The organism is Paractinoplanes hotanensis (assembly GCF_023717965.1).
Classification (GTDB): domain Bacteria; phylum Actinomycetota; class Actinomycetes; order Mycobacteriales; family Micromonosporaceae; genus Actinoplanes; species Actinoplanes polyasparticus.
On sequence record NZ_JAMQOL010000008.1, the window covers coordinates 84,271 to 103,966 of the forward strand.

At 69.5% G+C, this 19,696-nt stretch carries 21 protein-coding genes; 14 read left to right on the forward strand and 7 right to left on the reverse strand.

Annotated features, from left to right (window positions below; all coding sequences use genetic code 11):
- Positions 1-45: 45 nt before the first annotated feature.
- The 7 genes from LXN57_RS06485 to LXN57_RS06515 all read right to left on the reverse strand — a co-directional run bounded on the left by LXN57_RS06485 (position 46) and on the right by LXN57_RS06515 (position 6,196).
- On the reverse strand, positions 46-801 hold the full coding sequence (locus tag LXN57_RS06485; protein ID WP_251797101.1) for a hydrolase: 756 nt from the start codon (positions 799-801) through the stop codon (positions 46-48).
- 109 nt (positions 802-910) lie between these two features.
- Positions 911-2,470, reverse strand: a complete 1,560-nt coding sequence (locus LXN57_RS06490; RefSeq protein WP_251797102.1) for a methyl-accepting chemotaxis protein — start codon at positions 2,468-2,470, stop codon at positions 911-913.
- A 142-nt stretch (positions 2,471-2,612) separates the two neighbouring features.
- Positions 2,613-2,891, reverse strand: coding sequence for a carbon storage regulator CsrA (csrA, locus tag LXN57_RS06495; protein ID WP_438872839.1), 279 nt, complete (start codon positions 2,889-2,891; stop codon positions 2,613-2,615).
- Positions 2,892-2,937: 46 nt separating this feature from the next.
- Complete coding sequence (gene fliW, locus LXN57_RS06500) at positions 2,938-3,375, reverse strand: flagellar assembly protein FliW (RefSeq protein ID WP_251797103.1); 438 nt, start codon at positions 3,373-3,375, stop codon at positions 2,938-2,940.
- Positions 3,376-3,377: 2 nt separating this feature from the next.
- Positions 3,378-4,274 (reverse strand): flagellar hook-associated protein FlgL, encoded by an 897-nt coding sequence (gene flgL / locus LXN57_RS06505; protein WP_251797104.1) that lies wholly within the window; start codon positions 4,272-4,274, stop codon positions 3,378-3,380.
- Between the two features lie 25 nt (positions 4,275-4,299).
- A complete protein-coding gene (gene flgK, locus LXN57_RS06510; RefSeq protein ID WP_251797105.1) occupies positions 4,300-5,709 on the reverse strand; it encodes a flagellar hook-associated protein FlgK in 1,410 nt (469 codons plus the stop codon).
- 1 nt (position 5,710) lies between these two features.
- Positions 5,711-6,196 (reverse strand): flagellar protein FlgN, encoded by a 486-nt coding sequence (locus LXN57_RS06515; RefSeq protein WP_221378483.1) that lies wholly within the window; start codon positions 6,194-6,196, stop codon positions 5,711-5,713.
- A gap of 280 nt (positions 6,197-6,476) precedes the next feature.
- Between LXN57_RS06515 and LXN57_RS47845 the strand changes: the two genes are divergently transcribed.
- From LXN57_RS47845 to LXN57_RS06590, 14 genes are all read left to right on the forward strand, one after another.
- Entirely contained in the window at positions 6,477-7,760 is a 1,284-nt protein-coding gene (locus tag LXN57_RS47845; RefSeq protein WP_285904598.1) for a flagellin N-terminal helical domain-containing protein, read from the forward strand.
- Between the two features lie 115 nt (positions 7,761-7,875).
- The gene (gene fliD, locus LXN57_RS06530; protein WP_285904599.1) at positions 7,876-9,288 is read left to right on the forward strand and encodes a flagellar filament capping protein FliD; all 1,413 of its coding nucleotides are present in this window, start codon (positions 7,876-7,878) and stop codon (positions 9,286-9,288) included.
- Positions 9,289-9,334: 46 nt separating this feature from the next.
- Positions 9,335-9,721, forward strand: a complete 387-nt coding sequence (gene fliS, locus LXN57_RS06535; protein WP_251797108.1) for a flagellar export chaperone FliS — start codon at positions 9,335-9,337, stop codon at positions 9,719-9,721.
- A gap of 16 nt (positions 9,722-9,737) precedes the next feature.
- On the forward strand, positions 9,738-10,061 hold the full coding sequence (locus tag LXN57_RS06540; RefSeq protein ID WP_251797109.1) for a hypothetical protein: 324 nt from the start codon (positions 9,738-9,740) through the stop codon (positions 10,059-10,061).
- Between the two features lie 179 nt (positions 10,062-10,240).
- The gene (gene flgB / locus LXN57_RS06545) at positions 10,241-10,588 is read left to right on the forward strand and encodes a flagellar basal body rod protein FlgB (RefSeq protein WP_221378479.1); all 348 of its coding nucleotides are present in this window, start codon (positions 10,241-10,243) and stop codon (positions 10,586-10,588) included.
- 2 nt (positions 10,589-10,590) lie between these two features.
- Positions 10,591-10,983: a flagellar basal body rod protein FlgC gene (locus LXN57_RS06550; RefSeq protein WP_251797110.1), complete on the forward strand. Its 393-nt coding sequence runs from the start codon at positions 10,591-10,593 to the stop codon at positions 10,981-10,983.
- An 8-nt stretch (positions 10,984-10,991) separates the two neighbouring features.
- Positions 10,992-11,336 (forward strand): flagellar hook-basal body complex protein FliE, encoded by a 345-nt coding sequence (fliE, locus tag LXN57_RS06555; protein WP_251797111.1) that lies wholly within the window; start codon positions 10,992-10,994, stop codon positions 11,334-11,336.
- A gap of 1 nt (position 11,337) precedes the next feature.
- On the forward strand, positions 11,338-12,954 hold the full coding sequence (gene fliF, locus LXN57_RS06560) for a flagellar basal-body MS-ring/collar protein FliF (protein WP_251797112.1): 1,617 nt from the start codon (positions 11,338-11,340) through the stop codon (positions 12,952-12,954).
- Positions 12,955-13,026: 72 nt separating this feature from the next.
- Complete coding sequence (gene fliG / locus LXN57_RS06565; protein ID WP_251797113.1) at positions 13,027-14,052, forward strand: flagellar motor switch protein FliG; 1,026 nt, start codon at positions 13,027-13,029, stop codon at positions 14,050-14,052.
- Positions 14,036-14,716: a FliH/SctL family protein gene (locus LXN57_RS06570; RefSeq protein WP_251797114.1), complete on the forward strand. Its 681-nt coding sequence runs from the start codon at positions 14,036-14,038 to the stop codon at positions 14,714-14,716. The genes fliG and LXN57_RS06570 overlap by 17 nt, the downstream gene beginning before the upstream one ends.
- A 25-nt stretch (positions 14,717-14,741) precedes the next feature.
- Positions 14,742-16,049 (forward strand): FliI/YscN family ATPase, encoded by a 1,308-nt coding sequence (locus LXN57_RS06575; protein WP_251797115.1) that lies wholly within the window; start codon positions 14,742-14,744, stop codon positions 16,047-16,049.
- Between the two features lie 363 nt (positions 16,050-16,412).
- Positions 16,413-16,826, forward strand: coding sequence for a cell envelope biogenesis protein TolA (locus LXN57_RS06580; RefSeq protein ID WP_251797116.1), 414 nt, complete (start codon positions 16,413-16,415; stop codon positions 16,824-16,826).
- The gene (locus LXN57_RS06585) at positions 16,823-17,830 is read left to right on the forward strand and encodes a transglycosylase SLT domain-containing protein (RefSeq protein ID WP_251797117.1); all 1,008 of its coding nucleotides are present in this window, start codon (positions 16,823-16,825) and stop codon (positions 17,828-17,830) included. The genes LXN57_RS06580 and LXN57_RS06585 overlap by 4 nt, the downstream gene beginning before the upstream one ends.
- Before the next feature lie 36 nt (positions 17,831-17,866).
- The gene (locus LXN57_RS06590) at positions 17,867-19,639 is read left to right on the forward strand and encodes a flagellar hook-length control protein FliK (RefSeq protein WP_251797118.1); all 1,773 of its coding nucleotides are present in this window, start codon (positions 17,867-17,869) and stop codon (positions 19,637-19,639) included.
- The last annotated feature ends 57 nt before the right edge of the window (positions 19,640-19,696 follow it).

Consider the following 19,696-nt stretch of genomic DNA (forward strand, 5'->3'; position numbering starts at 1 on the left):
ATTACCGAGAGTACGGAGACGGCTACGGGAAGCGTTCCGTTTCGCTCAGACCCGGCGGACGTACTGCCATTGGCCCACCTCGGTCGCGTACCGTGCGTCACTCGCGGGGACCAGGACCACCCCCGCCGCACGCAGCAGCGCCACGACGCGGGGCGACGGTGACCGCCAGGCCTCGCTGATCTCGACCACGGTGCCCGTCTGGCGGCAGGCCGCGGCCAGGGTGCCGATCAGTTCCTGGGACAGCACGGCGTCGTCCAAGCCGGCCTGGGCGAGCAGGCTCAGCGGGCGGGCGAGCTGGGTCGGCGCGTACCGGGAGGCCCGGCCGATGCCCTGCACCGTCGCGGTCACCAGCGCCTCGGCCACCTGATCGGCGGTCAGCTCGCCGGCGACGAGCATCGCCCGCACCTCCCGCGGCGCGGCCGGGCCGGCCGGCAGCGGCAGGCTGGAGACGGCGACCGAGACGGCCTCGAGGTGGTTCAAGTCGGCCGGCAGGGCGAGCCAGCCGTCCGGGCGGACGACCTCGACCTCGGCCGCCAGGCGCAGGCGGATCTCCGTACGCCGCTGGGCCCGGCGCACCGAGTTGGCGTACACGGGGAGCCAGTTGGAGTCCGGCCCGGCCTGGTCGGCGAACGTGATCGCGGTGAGCCCGGCCCGGTCGGCGGCCGACACGACGACCCCGACCGCGTCGCGTCCGGTCGCGAAGCCGGTGTGCACATGGGCATCGGTGGACAGATCCAGTGACAGATCCAGTGCGTCGAGGGTGCTGACCACACCGATGACTGATTCCCGCTCCGCGCTCACAGTCTCTCCCAGCCTGATGCTCGACGGGCTCCTCCCGTCTGACCAGAAGAATGGGGTCGCCGTGTTGTCAACCCCGGTTACGGGCCGGTGCAGTCCGGGTGCGCGCGGCTCACAGCCGGAACGCGCCGACCAGGCTGCGCAGCTCGTCGGCGGTGCGGGCCACCCCGTCGGACGCCGTCCGGGTCTGCTCGACGCCGCGCACAGCCTCGGCGCTGGCCGCGCTGACATCCGTGATGTTGGTGGCGATGCGGACCGAGCCGTCGGCCACCTCGGCGATGCTCCGGCTCATCTCGCCGGTGGTCGCCGTCTGCTCCTCGATGGCGGAGGCGATCGTCGTCTGGAAGTCGTTGATCTGGGCGATGACCTCGCTGATGCGGGAGATGACCTCGACCGCGCCGCCGGTGTCCTGCTGGATCGCGGCGACCCTGGTCCCGATGTCCTCGGTCGCCCGCGCGGTCTCCTGGGCCAGATCCTTGACCTCGCTGGCGACCACGGCGAAGCCCTTGCCGGCCTCGCCGGCGCGGGCCGCCTCGATGGTGGCGTTCAGCGCGAGCAGGTTGGTCTGCTCCGCGATCGAGGTGATGAGCTTGATGACGTTGCCGATCTCGGCCGAGGAGTCACCGAGCTGACGGACCGTCTCGGTCGCCCGGGCCGCCTCGGCAACGGCCACCGACGCGATCTGCGCCGACTCGCTGGTGTTACGCGAGATCTCCCGGATGGCCAGGCCCATCTCCTCGGCGCCGGCTGCCACCGTCTGCACGTTGCGCGAGATCTCGTCCGCCTCGGTGGCCGCCGACGCGGACTGCCGGTCGGTGCGCTGGGCCGCCTCGGCGATCTGGGCCGCGACCGAGGACAACTCGCCGGCCGCCCCGGCCAGCGCGTCGGCATCGTGGCCGATCGTGGTGAGGGAGCCGCGGATCGACTCCAGCGCACCGTCGAGTCCGGCCGCCATCCGGCCCAGTTCGTCGCGGCTCGTGATGCCGCTGCGGTTGGTCAGGTCGCCCCGGGCAAGCGCGTCGATGACAGCGCCGAGCTGGCGCACCGGCACCAGGATCGAGCGGGCCAGCGGGATCGCCAGGCCGACCAGCAGGGCGAGGCCGGCCAGGGCGATGCCGATCGACAGCGTACGGGTGCGGCTGACCGTGCTGGCCATGTCCGCGTGCTCGATGTCGACCGCGGCGCCGACCCGGTCGACCAGGGCGCCGAGCTTGTCGTCGGTGACGTTGTTGCGCTCGGCGATCTCGTCCAGCCGGCCCCGGGCCGACGCCGGGTTCCGGCCCGCCGCGGCGACGAAGTCGGAGATGAACGCGCCGAAGGCGACGAAGTCCGAGCGGTCCTCGAGGAACGTGGCGGTCATGTCGTCCGGCAGCCCGGCGCCGACCACGGCGTCGGCCGCTTCGGTGGCCGACTGCACGTCGTCGATCACGTCCTGACTGACGTCCATGCCGAGGGCCGCCCGGTAGGCGTCCACCTTGAGCTCGCTCTGCCGGGTGTCGAGGTGGTTGAGCGCGGCCTGGCCGGACTGGAGCCGGGAGACGTGGTCGGCCTGCTCGTTGAGCCGACTCTGACCGACCAACGTGACGGCAGCCAGCGCGCCCAGCATCAGGGCGCCGACGAGCACGATCAGGCCGAGCCGTTTGGCAATTCCGAGTTGCGCCAGTCGCGACATCGATCCCCCTGAAAGGCCGGAGCTGGGCCGCCTGTGCGGTTAAGAACATCTTTCAGCTCTTCCGGCGCGAGGGGTGCGTTTTCCGCCAAATCGGATAGGACGAACGCCCCGTCGACCGGCGACGGGGCGTTCGGCACAGCTTTCAGTCCGATGTGGTCGGTGAATGCAGCATCTTGCTGACCGCCCGCACCTCGTCCTGTGTGGGCGAAGCGGCCTCTCGGTTGGATGCCTGCAGCTCCCGGTACACCTCCTCGCGATGCACCTGAACGTCACGCGGAGCCTGGATGCCCAGCCGGATCACGTCGCCACGCGCCTCGAGCACGGTGATGACGACGGTGTCGCCGATCATCACACTCTCTCCGGAGCGCCGGGTCAGTACGAGCATCGTCGGTGCCCTCCTCCATCCGTGGACGGACAGCATCGCGAACCGGGCGCGGTCGCCGCCCGGCGGCCGCGCCCGCTGGACGTCAGTAGACCGGGTTCAGAACCGCGCGGACGGGGAAGCCCGATCCGCTCAGCACAACCTGGATGGCGCGCATGCTGTCGCGGTCGACCACGATCGGCGCCATCAGGTTGGCCGTGGTCTCGTTGGTGCCGGCCGTGATGACGGTCAGCAGCAGGAGCCGGTCGGCGTCCTTGGTGTTCAGCGCGGCGAAGACGTCGGCCTCGATCTCGGGCGCGTAGTCCGGGAAGAACGGCTCCGGCGGCGCGACGAGGAAGCGCAGGTCGGGGTCCTCGGTGGACGTGAAAGCGTAGAGCAGGCCGTCTTCGTTGAGCCGCACCAGAACGAATTCCCGGTGGGCCGGGAAACCGGGCATGGGCACCGCCATCGTGATGGTCGGCAGGCCCAGCGACGGGTCGATCATGGTGTCCTCAATCGTTCGGGACGCGGTGCGAGTAGTCATGGTCACCTCAGGAAATCGATGAGCGAGGGCTGGATCACCTTGGCCGAGGCGGCCAGGGCGGCCTGATAAGACGTCTGCTGGATCTGCAATTCCATGATCGCCTTGGGCAGGTCCACATCCTCGATGTCGGACAGCTGCGACGTCACGGAGAGCAAATGGTCATCAGCGGACTGCTTCATCTGCGTAATCCGATTATATCGGGCGCCAACGTCCGAAAGGGTGGACTTTAGTAAATCGTGGGCAGTATCGAGGTTGCCCAGTGCGGCGTTCAGAGCAGTGTCGTCATTGCCACGAAGTGCCGTGGAAATGTCGCTCAGCACCTTGAAGAGCTGCGTGTCGCTCCCGTCGGCGCCGAACGCCTCAGCACCGGTCGTGTCGATCCGGACCTTGGCGTTCGGTCCGACGGTCCGAGTGGTCTGTCCGTCGTTGCCGAGGTACTTACCGGTTTCGTCGAACGCCACTGCGCCCGGCGTGGTGCCGCCGAAAACCGGCCGGCCCAGGTACTGGGTGTTCGCCTCGCCGATCATCGACTGGCGGATGTTGTCGATCTCCACCGCGATCGCATTCCGCGCCGACGCGTTGTTGGCCGAGCTGAGACCCTGCACGGTCAGATCGCGTACGCGGATGATCCGGCCCGACGCGTCGCCGAGCTTGTCCTGAATGGTGCCCAGCCAGCCGAGCCCGTCGTCCGCGTTGCGAGCGAACTGCTGGGTGGAACGCAACTCGCCGCGCAGCTGCAGCGACGTCACTGTCCCGGTCGGAGAGTCGGAGGGCCGGCTCAGCTGCTTGCCGCTGGAGATCTGTTCCTGCAGTTTCTGGCCGCGGGCCATGGCGCGATTGAGATCGCCCAGCATGCGGTGCCGCATGCTGCTGTCGGTGACCCTGCTCGGAATGGTCATGCGATTCCCCTACGCCGTCGCCCGGTCATCGGCCGACGAGGCCGGTGCGGTTGATCAGCTGATCGAGCATCGAGTCGATCGTCGTCAGCACGCGCGAAGCGGCCTCGTAACCCCGCTGATAGGTCAGCAGGTTGACCATCTCCTCGTCGAGGTTGACCCCGGACTCGGCCTCGCGCGAGGTGTCGACCTGATCGCGGACGGCGTCCTGGATCTCGCTGCGCCGGGCCGAGGCCTGCGAGGCCACGCCGAGCTGACCGATCATCTGCTGGTACGTCGCGTCCGGGCCGCCCGGTGAGGCGCCGAGAGCAGCCAACTCGTCGGCCTTGTCGTTGTCGATCGCGGCGACGTCGGGTGGCACGGCCTTCGGGTTGCCGGCCGAGAAGGCCACCATGTCGGGGTCGTCGATCGCGACCTTGATGTCCCGCGCGGTCGTGCCGGAGAAGAAGGCTGTGCCGGGATCGCCGTTGACGTCGTACGCCGTGGTCGTCAGATCGTTGACGCCGTTGGCCAATGACCTGGCGACGTCGTCGAGCTGCTTGGCGATGCCCGGGATGACGGTGTTCATGGTGTCGAGCATCGAGCCCATCGTGCCGCCGGCGTTGGCCGTCGTGTCGGTGCCCTGCCACTTGAGCGCGACCTGGGAGTTCGCGTCCCAGGAATCGAGGTTGGGCGGCCCGGTGAGCTCCAGCTTGCGGGTGGAGAAGTCGCTGACGAGCGGCGACGTTCCCACGTAGACATTGATGGAGCCGTTGGTCTTGGCTTCGGTGGTGGCGCCGACCAGCTCGGAGAGCCTCATGACGGCCACGTCCCGCTGGTCCTGCAGCTCGTTGGTCTCGAGGCCGGCCGCCCGGGCCACGACGACCTGGTTGTTCATCTTCGCGATGTTGTCGGCCATGGTGTTGACCTGGTCGACGAACGCGCTCATCTCGTTGCGGTTCGCGCCGAACTGATTCGCGAGCGAGGCGCGGGTGTCGTTCAGCGTGATCGCGACGGTCCGGCTCTTCTCGAGCAGGGAGGAGCGGGTCGACGGGTCCTGCCAGTTGTTGGCGACGTCGTTCCAGCCGTCCCACATGTCGTGCAGACGGGCCTGCAGCGCGGTGTCGCTCGGCTCGGCCAGGACGCTTTCGATCTGGTCGTACGCCGCCGCCTGCGAAGCCAGGTACGCCGAGTTGGCGTGCTCGGTGCGACCCCGTTCCTCCAGGTACGCGTTGCGGCCGCGCTCGACGCCGGCGACAGTCACGCCGTTGCCGACCTGCGTGGTCGTCGCGTAGACACCGGGATTCAGGCTGCCGGTCTGCGACGCCATCCGCACCCGCTGCTTGGTGTAGCCCTCGGTGTTCGCGTTGGCGATGTTCTGGCCCGTGACGTCCAGGCCGCGGCGCTGCGCGTAGAGCGAGGTGAGCGCCGTGTTGATTCCACTGAAGCTGCTAGCCATCTCAGATCGCCTCATCCACCAGGCTGGAGCGGCGGATGCCGCCGGAAACGGTCTGCCCCTGTGGTCCGTAGGTTTCCACAGTTTCGGCGAACGCGAGCATGGTTTCGCGGGCTGCGCGTTGACCGGCCGTGAGCAGGTCTCGGTTGACGTCGGCGAGCGCGCTGATCTCGGAAGTCAGCAGCAGGAACGCCTTGCGGTGCTGATGCAGAAGGTCCTGCCAGGGCGCGGGAGCGGCGTCAGCCAGTTCCCCGAGCGACGCTTCTGGCGCGAGGCCGAGCTCGACCGCGACGTCCTGAGCGTAGGCCGCGCGGATCACCTCGGTCTGCCGGATCTGCTCGAGCACCACCTCGACCTCGCGGGTGGCGTGGCTGAGCCAGCGCGAGCGGCCGGCCGCGAGGAGCAGCTGCTCCTCCTCCAGCTTGAACAACAGCATCTCGAGCAGCTCACGTGAACGCCACAGGACGCTGGCCAGGTCGGTAAGGCTCACCCTGGTCCTCCGTCTCGCCTCTGGTCGGGTCCGCCCTCTCGACGAACCCGCTCATTCGGACACGTCGGCACGGGTGCGACTCCGCTGAGGGATTTCCCCCGATCCGGTGCATTCCGGGTTCATGTGAGTTTGGCTCGGGTTTCTTCGGGTTCGCCGGAAATGAGCGCGGAAATCTCGCAGACTGCTCAGTGAACCGTCGGCACCGCGCCGATCGGCTGGCGTAACGCCACGGCCCCATGGATGGGCCGGTTCCAGACCCCTCTCAAGGAGGAAGCACCCCATGGGTCTCCGCATCAATCAGAACATCGCCGCGCAGAACGCCTACCGGAACCTGTCGGTCACCGACAACCAGATGTCGAAGTCGCTGGAGAAGTTGTCCAGTGGTTTCCGCATCAACCGGGCGGCCGACGACGCGGCCGGTCTGTCCATCTCCGAGGGCCTGCGTTCGCAGGTCGGCGGTCTCAAGGTCGCCGTGCGCAACACCCAGGACGGCGTCAGCGTCGCGCAGACCGCTGAAGGCGCGCTGAACGAGGTCACCTCGATCCTGCAGCGCATGCGTGATCTTTCGGTGCAGGCGGCCAACTCGGGAGCCACCGACACGGCGGCCTCCGGCGCGGCCAACAAGGAAATGGAGCAGTTGAACGCTGAGCTCAACCGGATCGGGGAGACCACCTCGTTCGGTAAGCAGAAGCTGCTCGACGGCTCCTTCGGCGCCACCAAGGCGACGACGGGCACGGCAGTCGGCGCCACCACCGCCGGCGCTGCGGCCCAGATCCCCGCAGGCGCCATCGGCACCGGAACGTATTCGTTCACACTGGAGCAGGTGGGCGGAGCGACCAAGGATCCCAGGGGCAACGACATCTCGGCCACCGGCACGCCGATCACGGTCACGATCAAGCAGCTCGGTGCCGATGCCACCGCGCAGGACCTGGCCAAGGCGGTCAACGACGGACTCTCGGACGCCCTCAAGCAGCACGGTTTCCAGGGCAATGAGATCACCATGTCGGCGAAGGTCGACGGTCAGAACTCCACCACGTACAAGATGTCAGGCTCCGGCGACTTCTCGATCACCGGCGACACGGTTCTCACTGGCGCTGCCGTGGTCGACCCCACCACCGGCGAGAACACCGGTGGCGCCGGTTTTGACTTCACCGTTGCCCGCGACGACACCGGCGGCAACACCGGCCGGTTCCAGGTCGGCTCGAACGCCAACCAGAAGATCGCCATCACGGTCGCCGCCGTCGACTCCGAGTCGCTCGGCACCGCGGCCCTGGACCTGACCAAGGACCCGGACGCCGCCATCACGATCCTCGACAAGGCGCTCCAGTCGGTTTCCGACGGTCGCGCCACGCTCGGTGCGGTCCAGAACCGCTTCGAGCACACCATCAACAACCTCAACGTGGCGGTCGAGAATCTGTCTGCCTCGGAGTCCCGCATCCGTGACACCGACATGGCCCAGGAGATGGTGTCGTTCACCCGCGCGCAGATCCTGACTCAGGCCGGCACCTCGATGCTGTCGCAGGCGAACCAGTCTGCGCAGAACGTACTCTCGCTGCTGCGCTAACCGAACTGCCACCGTTTGGCACTGAAGAACGCGCTCGCACGACCGAATAGGTAGGGGTAGCCGGCAGACCGCGCCGGCTACCCCGCTTCTATTCCGCAGCGAAAGGCAGGCACTGGTGTCTACTTCGGTTGACGGCCTCGTCAGCGGCCTCAGTACCTCCTCCATGATCACTTCGCTGATGCAGGTTGAGGCGGCGCCTCAGACCCGCCTCAAGTCCAAGGTCAGCACCGCGCAGACGGCGGTCGCCGCATACCAGTCGGTGAACTCGAAGCTCGCCGCCTTCAAGACTGCCGCCGACAACCTGGGTCAGCTGAGCACCTGGCGCGGAATCAAGGCGACGTCCAGTTCGACCGCGGTGACCGCGACTGCGGTGACCGGCACGAACGGCGCGGCCGGCACCACCACGTTCAACGTGAAGAATCTCGCCACCAGCCAGATCAGCACCGCGCGAGTGCCCGGCACCGGCGATATCGTCGACGCCGACACGATCACCATCACGGTCGGGCCGCTCGACGGCAGCATGGAGGCGGACGGCACGACGCCCAAGGACAAGACCGTCACGATCGACGTCAGCAAGGACAAGACGGCCGCCGGCGTAGCAAGTGCCATCAACGCCGCCGGTCTTGGCGTCAAGGCGGCCCTGGTATCGACCGGAACGTCGGACAAGATCCTGCAGCTCAGCGGCGTGAAGACCGGTGCCGACAACAAGTTCGACGTGTCGGGGCTCGGCACGTCGAGTACGACTGTGGAACTGCGCGACGTGGCTACCGCCGGCAACGCGCTGCTTCAGATCGGTGGCGGAGACAGCGACCCCAGCGGCGCCGGCTACGACGTCACCAGCACCAACAACACCTTTACCGGCCTCATGCCGGGCGTCTCGATCACGGTTTCCAAGGTCGAGGACAACGTGACGGTCACCGCCGCCGCAGACGTGACCGGCATCGCCGACAAATTCCAGGCTCTCGTTGACGCTGCGAACGCGACGCTGTCCGAGATCAGTTCGCAGACTGCCTACGACGCGTCGACCAAGCGGGGTTCTCCGCTCACCGGTGACTTCGCGGTACGCAACATGAGCCAGACCATTCTCGGCGCCATCAGCCAGGGTCTGAGCTATCAGGATCCGAACTGGGTGAAGCCGGACAACGACCCGGACGCCAAGCCCGACATGATCGACTTCGGGTCGCTGTCCAAAATGGGAATCAGCTTGTCCAGCACCGGCCGGCTCACCTTCGACACCACGAAGTTCCAGAACGGTTACGCCGAGAATGCGGACGCGATCCAGGCTGCCGGCATCGGTTTCGCCGACAACATGGAGAACATGGCGATCGGCATGACGACCAACGTCAAGTCGGTCATCACAGGCCGGAACAGCGAAATCGACCGGGTCACCGAACAGATCGAGAACTGGGACATCCGGCTGGCGGCCAGGAAGCTGGCTCTCCAAAGGCAGTACGCCGACCTGGAGACCTCTCTGGGCAAGCTGAAGAACCAGTCCACCTGGCTCGCCGGCCAGCTCTCCGGCCTCTGATCCACCGCCCCGACCAGCCATCGCAGGGCCCTGACCTAGGAGACCGATGACCGTGACCGCCCCGAACCTCCGCAACCGCTACCTGCAGGACTCGATCCAGACCGCCTCGCCGGCCAAGCTGCTGACCATGCTCTACGACCGTCTCGTCCTCGACCTCGTGCAGGGTGAGGAGGCGATCCGCGCCGGCGAGATCGAGAACGCGCACGAGAAGATCTCCCACGCTCAGGAGATTCTCATCGAGCTCCAGGTCAGCCTGGACGTCGAGGCCTGGTCGGGCGCGCCCGGTCTGGCCAACCTGTACGGCTACCTGATCACCGAGCTGATCGGGGCCAACGTCGCCAAGGACGCCGGCCGGGTGGCCGTCTGCCGGGGCTTCGTCGAGCCGCTTCGCGACGCCTGGCGAGAGGCCGCCGCCTCGGCGGTCGCCCACTGACGAGCGGAGGAGCGACATGAGCGGCGGTGACTGGCGCAACGCTTGGAGCGAGGCCCTCGACGAGCTGGAACTCGACGTGGCCACGATCGAGGCGATGCTCGACGACGAGCACCGGAACGCCGAGACGCCGCCGGCCAGCCTGTGGAAGGCGCCGACCGAACTGGGCGCGCTGCCGCTGGAGCTCAAGCCGCGCGCCGACGAGATCCTCACCCGCCAGCTCAAGGCGGCCGAGGAGATCGCGCGGCGGATGACCGCCACCCGTCAGCAGATGACGATGACGAGAAAGATCGAGACCGGCGAAGCAGTCAAACGGCCCGTGTACGTCGACCGGGCCATGTAATGGGCATCGAAAAGGTCCCGGAGTCCCGTTGCGGGGGCGCCGGGACCTTTTCGTGCAACCGGCTGGCAACCGTCTGACACTCAGCGGATTCCCGAACGCGCCGAACTGCATGGTACGAGCGACGGAACGCTCACTGGAAAGCCACGGATCGGCACCTTGGAACGACACAAGGAGCTGCTGTGTTCGACGACGTCTCATCGTCCTCCCTCCGCGTCGCGGTGGCCGGCCTGTCGGCTCGGCAGAGCGCCATCGCCAACAACATCGCCAACATCGAGACCCCCGGCTACCGGGCCCGTAAGGTCGAATTCGAGGAAGCGTTGCGCGGTGCCGTCGCCAAGGGCATGTCACCGCTCGGGGTCGCACCGCAGACCCGTTCGTCGCTGGAGCCCACGCGACTGAACGGCAACAACGTCAACCTCGACGAGGAGACGCTCTCCCACATCGACACCACGATGCGCTATCAGCTGACCCTGCGGGCGATGGACACCAAGTACTCGATGCTGCGCGACGCGATCAAGGGAGCCTGAGCATGAGCACTTTCAACGCGATCGGGGTCGCCGGCACCGGTGTGACGGTCTACCGCAAATGGCTCGACGCCGTCTCCGACAACATCGCCAACATGGACAACACCGTGCGCACGTCCGAGAAGGCCTTCCAGGCCCGGTACGTCCTCGCCCAGGAGGCCCAGGACGGCAACGGCGCCCAGGTCGGCGGAGTGGCGTTCGGCAGCGCCGAGGGCGTCCTGGTGCACGAGCCGGACAACCCGCTCGCAGACAACCAGGGTTACGTGCGCAAGGCCGACATCGACCTGAGCTCGCAGATGTCCCAGATGATGATGGCCCAGCGCGCCTACCAGGCCAACCTGGCGGTCGTGGACCGGGCCAAGGACTCCTACACCGCCGCGATCAACCTCGGAAAGTGAGGTAGGCGATGACTTCCCCGATCAGTCCCATCAGCGGTTTCTCACCGGTCTCCGGCCTCGACGCGGTCAGCGGCATCGGCGGCGCCGGCGCCCTGGCCGGTTCCGAGAAGGTCACCGCAGCCCAGGGCGAGCACGAGAGCTTCGCCAGCATGCTCTCGCGTGGCCTCGAGAGTGTCTCGGCGTCGCAGGCCAAGGCCAGCGACCTGGCTGTCCAGGTCGCTCAAGGCACGCTCCAGGACCCGGCGCAGTACACGATGGCGGCCAACGAAGCTCAGCTCGGCCTGCAGCTCACCCTCGCCGTGCGCAACAAGGCCGTGGAAGCTTTCCAGGAAATCATGAGGATGCAGGCCTGAGATGACCGACCGCCTTCCCGCTCCGGTCCGCCGCGTCACGGACACGTTCCGGTCCTTCACACCGGGACAGAAGGCCGTCACGATCGCGGCGGTGGTCGCCCTCGTCATCGGCGCCTACTTCTTCGCCACCTGGGCCTCCAAGCCGTCCTACTCCATCCTGTTCAACAATCTGTCGTCCAAGGACGCCAGCGCGATCGTCGAGTCGCTGAAGAAGACCGGCACGAGCTACGAGCTGGCCAACGACGGCCAGACTGTGCTCGTGCCGCAGGACCAGGTGAACGACTTGCGCCTGTCGCTGAGCGGCGAGGGGCTGCCCGGCGACGCCGGCACCGGCTACTCGCTGCTCGACCAGCAGGGCATCACCACCAGCGACTTCATGCAGCAGACGAACTACCAGCGCGCGCTCGAGGGCGAGCTCTCCAACACCATCAAGTCGATCGAGGGTGTCGAGGCGGCCACCGTGCACCTCGTGATCCCCAAGAAGGACGTCTTCGCCGACGAGCAGGACAAGCCGACCGCCTCGGTGCTGGTGGCCTCGACCTCCACCCAGCCCCTGAGTGGCGATCAGGTGCAGGCCATCGTGCACCTGGTTGCCTCCAGCGTCGAGGGCCTCGACCCCACCGAGATCACCGTGGCCGGCGCCGACGGCAAGATCCTCTCGACCGGTGGCGGCGCGGCCATCGGGACCGGCGGGACGGAAGCGCAGACAGTCGCCTTCCAGAACCGCATGAACTCGTCGCTGCAGAAGATCGTCGAGAGCCTCGTCGGGCCCGGCAACGCAGTGGTGCAGACCAGCGCCACGCTCGACTTCGACCAGGCCACCACGCAGAGCCGCACCTACAACGCGGACCCGTCGGTGCCCGCCCTCTCGGAGCAGAACACCCGCGAGGCCTACAACGCCGCGGACAACTGCGCCGGTGGCGTGCTCGGCCCCGACAACATCGCCGGGCCCGGTTGTGCCCCGGGCGGCACGAACGCCGGCCCCGGGCAGTACGAGAACAGTTCGAGCGTACGGAACAACGCGCTCAACGAGATCAACGAGACCCGGAAGAACGCCCCGGGCGGCATCAAGAAGCTCAACGTGGCCGTCCTGCTGAACAGCAACGTGGCCGGCACCATCGACCCGGCCCAGGTGCAGCAGCTCGTCTCGGCCGCGGCCGGCATCGACGCCACCCGCGGCGACACGATCGCGGTCTCGGCGATGCCGTTCGACGAGAGCGCCGCCAAGGCCGCCCAGGAGGCTTTGGCCGCGTCGTCGGCCGCCGCCACCCAGGCCAAGCAGATGTCGCTGATCAAGACGGGAGCGCTCGGCGCGCTCGTGCTGCTGTTGATGTTCCTTGCCTGGCGGTTCAGCCGGAAGGGCAAGAAGCGGCGGGGCCTGAGCCCCGAGGAGCGCAAGCACCTCGAGGACATGCAGGCCGCTCTCGAGGCTCAGCGGCTGGCCGAGCTCAATCAGGCCATTCCCGCTCAGATGCTGGAGGCCGGAATGGCCATGGACGACACGAACGTGCAGGCTCGCGAGGAACGCCAGCGGGAGATCGAGCAGATGGTCAAGGATCAACCTGACGAGATGGCGGTGCTTCTGCGCGGCTGGCTGGCCGCCGACGCGACGCGCTGACCCTTTCGGCGGCGACCGGCTGGAGCCGGTCGCCGCTGGCTGATTTCCTGCTGACGGTCCGAGGAGTACGCGTTGACCACACCGGCGCTCACCACCATGTCGATGACGGGCGTGCGCAAGGCCGCCATCATGCTCGTCCAGTTCGGCAAGGAACAATCCGCCCACATCATGTCGCAGATGTCGGAGAAGGAAGTCGAGATGATCTCGGCTGAGATCGCCCGGCTCGGCAAGCTGGAGCCGACCCAGGTCGACGACGTGATGGACGAGTTCTACGCCATGGCCACGACCCGCTACGCGGGTTCGGGCGGCATGGACTACGCCCGCGAGCTGCTCGAGGCCTCGCTGGGCAAGGACCGGGCGGCGCTGATCCTGGACCGGCTCGAAGCCTCGATGAACGACATCCCGTTCAACTTCCTCAGCCACGCCGACCCCCGGCAGCTGCTCTCGTACGTGCAGTACGAACACCCGCAGACGATCGCCCTGGTGCTGGCGCACATCCCCTCGGCGCTCGCCTCGTCGATCCTGGCCGGCCTCCCGATCGAGGTGCAGACCGACGTCGCGCACCGCATCGCGGTCATGGACCGGACCTCCCCCGAGGTGATCCGCCAGGTCGAGCAGGCGCTCCAGCGCAAGCTCTCGACCGTGCTCCAGCCGGACGAGCTCTCGACCGTCGGCGGCCTCCAGCCGCTGGTCGAGATCATCAACCGCGCCGACCGCACCACCGAGCGGCTCATCCTGGAGGCCCTGGACGCCCGCAGCCCCGAACTGGCCGAGGAGATCCGGCGCCGGATGTTCATGTTCGAGGACATCATCAACCTCGAGGACCGCGCCATCCAGCTGGTGCTGCGCCAGGTGGAGCCGGCCGACCTGGCCACCGCGCTCAAGGGCGTGCCCGACACCGTCCGCGACAAGGTCACCAAGAACCTCTCCGAGCGCGGCCGCGAGAACCTGCTCGAGGAAATCGACCTGCTCGGCCCGGTCAAGGTCAAGATGGTCGAGGAGGCCCAGGCCAAGATCGTCTCGGTGATCCGCTCGCTCGAGGACTCCGGCCAGATCGAGGTCCAGCGCGGTGGCGAGGCCGATGAGCTCATCGCCTGAGAGCACCAGCCCCGTGTTGCGAGGCACGGTCGCCGAGTCCGCTGCGGCCGCCCGGTTCGGGACCGACCTGCGTACCGGCCTGCCGACCGACAGCGACTCGCTCGACCGGGCCCGGCAGCAGGCCCGTACCGCCGGCTACGCCGAGGGCTGGGCCCAGGGCCAGCGGGAGGCGGCCGCCGCGGCCCAGAACGCGCAGGCCCGGGCGGCCGCGTCCGAGCAGGCCCACGAACAGCGCCGGGCGACCGCGCTGGCGCAGGCCGTCAACGCGCTCGGCCGGGCCGTCACCGAGCACGAGAACCAGCTCATGCCGACCTTCGCCGAGCTGCAGGAGGTGCTGCTGGCGCACGCCTTCGAGCTGGCCGAGGCGATCGTCGGCCGCAGCCTGGACGACCCGCAGGGCCGCACGGTGGCCGCGCTGCGCCGGGCGATGGCGGCCACCCCCGAAGCGGGCTCGCTGGTCGTCAGCCTGCACCCGGACGACTACCACACCCTGGTCGGCGAGGCCGGCGAGACGGATTTCGAGTACGAGGGACGCCGGGTGCGCCTGCGCCCGGACGGTGCGCTGCGCCCCGGCGACGCGGTCGCGGAGACCGGCATGGCGACGGTGGACGCCACCATCGCCGCCGCGACGGCCCGCGCCCGGGAGGCGCTGCGGCTGTTGTAGCGGCCTGTATCGAAAGAGGCGCAATATGACGGACGTGTTCCGCCACCGCATGTCGGCGGCGCTCGAAGCGGCCCGCCCGCTCACCCGCGGCAAGGTGACCGGCGCGGTCGGCCTGCGGGTGACGGTCAGCGGGGTCGACGCCCGGGTCGGTGACCTGGTGCAGATGGGCGACGGCCCGGACGCGATCTTCGCCGAGGTGGCCGCCATCGACGGCGACAAGCTGTCCTGCTTGCCACTGGGACCGATCGCCGGACTGGGCGCGGGCACCCCGGTGGTCAGCACCGGCGGTCCGCTGCGGGTCGCGGTCGGCCCCGACCTGCAGGGACGCATCCTGGACGGGCTGGGCCGGCCGATGGACGGCGGCCCGCCGCTGCAGGGGCACCTGGTGAGCATCGACGCCGCGCCCCCGTCGGCGATGGAACGCCAGCTGGTCGACAAGCCGATGCCGCTCGGCGTCCGGGTGCTGGACACGCTCGTGCCGTGCGGACGCGGACAGCGCATCGGCATCTTCGCCGGCTCCGGCGTCGGCAAGTCGACCCTGATGTCCATGATCACCCGGGGCACCTCGGCCGAGCTGAACGTCGTCGCACTGGTCGGCGAGCGCGGCCGCGAGGTGCGCGAGTTCATCGAGCACGACCTGGGCGAGGAGGGGCTGGCGCGCTCGGTGGTGGTGATCGCGACCTCGGACACGCCGCCGCTGGTGCGCCTGCGGGCGGGCGCGGTCGCCACCCGGATCGCCGAGTACTACCGCGACGAGGGCGCCGACGTGCTGCTGATGATGGACAGCGTGACGCGTGCGGCGATGGCCCAGCGCGAGGTCGGGCTCTCGGTCGGCGAGCCGCCGGCCACCCGGGGTTACCCGCCGTCGGTCTTCGCGATGCTGGCCTCGTTGCTCGAACGGGCCGGGCCGGGCGCGCGGGGCAGCATCACCGGCCTCTACACCGTGCTGGTCGAGGGCGACGACCACAACGAGCCGATCGCGGACGCGGCCCGCTCGATCCTCGACGGCCACATCGTGCTCGACCGCAAGCTCGCCACCGCCGGCCACTTCCCGAGCATCCAGGCGCTCGACTCGATCTCCCGGGTCGCCAACAAGATCACCACCCCGCAGCAGCGCTCCGACGCCACCGAACTGCGCCGCCTGATGGCCGCCCACCGCGAGGTGCGCGAGCTGGTCGAGATCGGCGCGTACGTCGCCGGCACCAACCCGGACGCCGACCGGGCCACCGCCGTCTGGTCCCACATCAACGCTTTCCTACGCCAGGGCCTAGACGAACGCGTAACCGCCGAAGAAGCCTGGGCCCAACTACACGCCCTGGTAGCCGCAGCCTAGCCACCAACCACCCCCACCAAGCCAACCCCCATTCACCCCCAGCGAGCTACCCACCACCACCACTACCAATGAGCTGCCCCGCCACCACCAATGAGCTGCCCCGCGACCACCACAAGTGAGCTGCCCCGCGGAGCGAAGCGGAGCCATAAGCACAGCTTGCGGACGGCGGAAAATCGCGTGCCCGTTCACCAGCTAAAAGGCGATCGCCCGCGAAGCGAAGCGGAGCCATAAGCACAGCGAACACAGTTGCAGCTCGGGTGCAGGGACTCAGCCAAACGGTGCGCGGGCCGACCGGACAAGTGAGGGCCGCCCGCTGGCCGCGCTAGGAGGCTGACAGTGAACCGGTTTTTTCGACTCTCGCCCGTGCTTCGTGCCCGCAAGGCCCAGGAGGACGCGGCCAAGGGCGCCGTGATCCAGTCCCGCGCGGACGTCCGGGAGGCCCAGGCTCTCGTCCGCCGCAAGCAGCTCGACCTGGTCGGCGCGGAGGCTCCGACCGAGGCCACGGCCCGGGCCATGGTGGCCTCGCTGGTCGCCCGCCAGTCGCTGGCCGGCGCGCTGATGAGCGCCCAGAAGATGGTCACCGAGGCCGAGGAGGTCGAGCGCGACCGGATGGCCGTGCTGGCCGACGCGGCCAAGCGCCGCCGCGCGGTCGAGATGATGGCCGAGCGGCATGCCGAGATGGTGCGCGCCAACGACCTGCGCAAGGACCAGGCCAACCTGGACGAGCTGGCGATGACCAGCAAGGCCCGCAACGAGGCTCGGGGAGCCGCCGAATGATGGGTGTTTCCGGGGTGCTCAACCGCATCCAGGAGCTTCAAGGGCACCTCGGACTCACACCGGTCAACCCGGCCCCGGGCACGACCGGCGCCACCGCCACCGGAACCGCGGCGGCCGGCGGCTCGACCTTCGCGTCGGCGCTGGCCAGCGCCACCGGCCGGGCCGGGACGGCGATGCGGCTGAACAGCCAGGCCACCGGCCAGGATGTGGCCGACGCGGCCAAGAAGTACCTCGGCACCCCGTACGTCTTCGGCAGCACCGACCCCGACCGGGGCCTCGACTGCTCGTCGCTGGTCCAGCGCGCGTACTCGGACCTGGGTATCAAGCTGCCGCGGCTGTCCCACCAGCAGGCCAAGGCGGGCGAGCCGGTGGCCAACCTGGCCCAGGCCAAGCCGGGCGACATCCTGGCCTTCGACTCCCCCGTCGACCACGTCGCCATCTACCTCGGCAACAACAAGATGATCGCGGCGCCCAAGCCGGGCGACCACGTCAAGATCCAGAGCGTGTACGAGAAGCCGACGCACATCCGCCGTGTCGTCTCCGACTTCTCCGCCGTGGCCGGATCGAACGCGGCCGCGGCAATGCGCCCGGCCAGCCTGCAGGGCACGGGCTCGCTGAGCGGCGTTCCCTACGGCGATCTGTTCGTGAAGGCCGGTAACCGCTACGGCGTCTCACCCAAGCTGCTCGCCGCGGTGGCCAAGGTCGAGTCCGGGTACGACCCCCAGGCGGTCAGCAAGGCCGGCGCGCAGGGCCTCATGCAGCTCATGCCGTCCACCGCACGCGGCCTGGGCGTCAAGAACTCCTTCGACCCCGAGCAGGCGATCAACGGCGGCGCCAAGCTGCTGGCCCGCAACCTGCGCGAGTTCAAGTCTCTGCCGCTGGCGCTGGCCGCGTACAACGCGGGCGGCGGCGCGGTGCACAGATACGGCGGCATCCCGCCGTTCCGGGAGACCCAGGCGTACGTCCCGAAGGTCCAGAAGGCCCTGGCCGCGCTCGGCGGCTGACCGGGATCCGATCCCCAACGCGAGCAGGAGATCCGCATGAAGATGCCGAATTCCGTCAGCGGGGCCGACCGCGCGTCGGTGCACGACGCCGGCCGCCGGCCCCCCAGGAAGGGCGAGGGTGCGGAGGAGTTCGGCTCCGCGCTCTCGGCCGAGCTCGACCGGCCGGGCCAGGCGAAGACCGACGACCGGCGTACGGCGGACCGCGCGGCCGACCAGCGTGCCGCCGACCGGGCCAACGACCAGGCCGCGAACCAGCGCGTCGCCGACCGCGCGGCGGACCGCCGGGCCGACGCCGCCGGGCGCAGCGCCCTGCAGCGGGAGGCGGCCGACCGCGCGGCCGCCAACCGGGCCGGGCAGCGCCGGACCGACACCGACCGGGCCGGCAACCGCCGCACCGACGACCGTGAGCCCACAGCCCGGACGGACACCGCCCGGACCGATACCGACCGGACCGATACCGACCGAACCCGCACCGACCGGGCCGACAACCGCCGCGCCGACCAGGGCAACACCGAGTCCCCCAGCAGCGACGGGCCCACCGGCCCCCGCGAGGTCCGGACCGATGCCGACGCGGCCGGTTCGACCGGCTCGGATTCGACGGACGCCGAGACGTCCGCCCCCGCCGGAGCCGAAGCCACCACCACTCCGGCCACCGCCGCCGTTCTGGCCCAGGCGGTCCCGCCGTCAGCCGCTCAGCCCACCGCGGCCGACACGGCCAGCACCACGACAACAACAGCGGCACCGGCCGTCCCGCCGGGCGGCCCGGCCGCCGCCGGAGTCTCGCCAGCCGGTGGGCCGCCCACGCCCGGCGTGCCGACCGGAGGTTCGAACCCCGCCGGCGCGACGCCGCCGGGCACCCCGGCCACGCCGCTCTCGCCGGCCCTGGCCGCCCAGCTCGCCCAGAGCGGCGCCGGCCCGGCCGCACCGGCCGGACACACCGTCGGCACCGACCCGACCGGCACCGCGACGCCCGCCGGACCGGCTGCGGCTGCCGCGGCCGCCACCGCACTCACGGCACCGGCCGGCACCGGCGATCCGGTGTTGGTGGGTCCCCGGCCCGCGGTTCTCGCCCCACCGGCCGATGCTGCGACCGCTCCGGCGTCGACCGCGCCCGGCCCGGCCGACGCGAACGCCGCCCCGGCACCGCCGGACGACGCTGCCGCGGCCCCGCCGGTCCCGCTTCCCGACCAGGCGGCGCCCGACGCCACGGCGGGCACCGTCACCGCGAATCCGGTCAACCCGTCGGCTGCCCCCGGCGTGGCCCCCGACGGCGCTGCCACCAGCGCGCTCGGCCAGGCCGGCCTGGCCGGTGTGACCGGACCTCAGGCCCCCGCGCCAACCGCACCCGCGGCCGGCGCTCAGGCTCCGGCTCCGGCCGCGCAGCCCTTCTCGCCGCCAGCCGCCCAACTGGCCATGCGGATCGTGCCGCTCAAGCTGGACGCCGACGGTGTGCACCGCCTGACCGTGCATCTGCACCCGGTCGACCTCGGCCCGGTGCAGGTGGTGGCCGAGATCCGCAACGGCGACATCAACGTGCAGCTGACCGGCAGCACCGACGCCGGCCACGACGCGCTGCGCAACGCGCTCGACGACCTGCGGCGACAACTCGACGAGGCCGGTTTCCGCAACACGTCGCTCGACCTGCGGCAGGGCAGCGCCCAGCAGGAGCAGGCACGTCAGCAGTTCGCGGGCGGGGGCCTGCCGGGTGGTGGCCGCCGGGACGCCGACCCGGCCGCGCCCACCGAGCCCAACACGCCGACGATCCGTCCGGCCGCACCGGGCTCGAGCCGTCTCGACACACACGCCTGAACCTGATTCGCCGGTAGACTCCGAACGCAAGAGGGGTGATCGCTTTCGCGATCACCC

Bases quoted from the DNA above. Each gene is read 5' to 3' on its own strand.
- LXN57_RS06575 (WP_251797115.1), top strand. From the start codon at position 14,742: ATGACGGACGTGTTCCGCCACCGCATGTCGGCGGCGCTCGAAGCGGCC.
- LXN57_RS06590 (WP_251797118.1), top strand. From the start codon at position 17,867: ATGAAGATGCCGAATTCCGTCAGCGGGGCCGACCGCGCGTCGGTGCAC.
- LXN57_RS06540 (WP_251797109.1), top strand. From the start codon at position 9,738: ATGAGCGGCGGTGACTGGCGCAACGCTTGGAGCGAGGCCCTCGACGAG.
- LXN57_RS47845 (WP_285904598.1), top strand. From the start codon at position 6,477: ATGGGTCTCCGCATCAATCAGAACATCGCCGCGCAGAACGCCTACCGG.
- flgK (WP_251797105.1), bottom strand. From the start codon at position 5,709: ATGGCTAGCAGCTTCAGTGGAATCAACACGGCGCTCACCTCGCTCTAC.
- flgL (WP_251797104.1), bottom strand. From the start codon at position 4,274: ATGACCATTCCGAGCAGGGTCACCGACAGCAGCATGCGGCACCGCATG.
- LXN57_RS06490 (WP_251797102.1), bottom strand. From the start codon at position 2,470: ATGTCGCGACTGGCGCAACTCGGAATTGCCAAACGGCTCGGCCTGATC.
- LXN57_RS06550 (WP_251797110.1), top strand. From the start codon at position 10,591: ATGAGCACTTTCAACGCGATCGGGGTCGCCGGCACCGGTGTGACGGTC.
- fliS (WP_251797108.1), top strand. From the start codon at position 9,335: ATGACCGTGACCGCCCCGAACCTCCGCAACCGCTACCTGCAGGACTCG.
- csrA (WP_438872839.1), bottom strand. From the start codon at position 2,891: ATGCTGTCCGTCCACGGATGGAGGAGGGCACCGACGATGCTCGTACTG.
- fliW (WP_251797103.1), bottom strand. From the start codon at position 3,375: ATGACTACTCGCACCGCGTCCCGAACGATTGAGGACACCATGATCGAC.
- fliF (WP_251797112.1), top strand. From the start codon at position 11,338: ATGACCGACCGCCTTCCCGCTCCGGTCCGCCGCGTCACGGACACGTTC.
- fliE (WP_251797111.1), top strand. From the start codon at position 10,992: ATGACTTCCCCGATCAGTCCCATCAGCGGTTTCTCACCGGTCTCCGGC.
- LXN57_RS06570 (WP_251797114.1), top strand. From the start codon at position 14,036: ATGAGCTCATCGCCTGAGAGCACCAGCCCCGTGTTGCGAGGCACGGTC.
- LXN57_RS06585 (WP_251797117.1), top strand. From the start codon at position 16,823: ATGATGGGTGTTTCCGGGGTGCTCAACCGCATCCAGGAGCTTCAAGGG.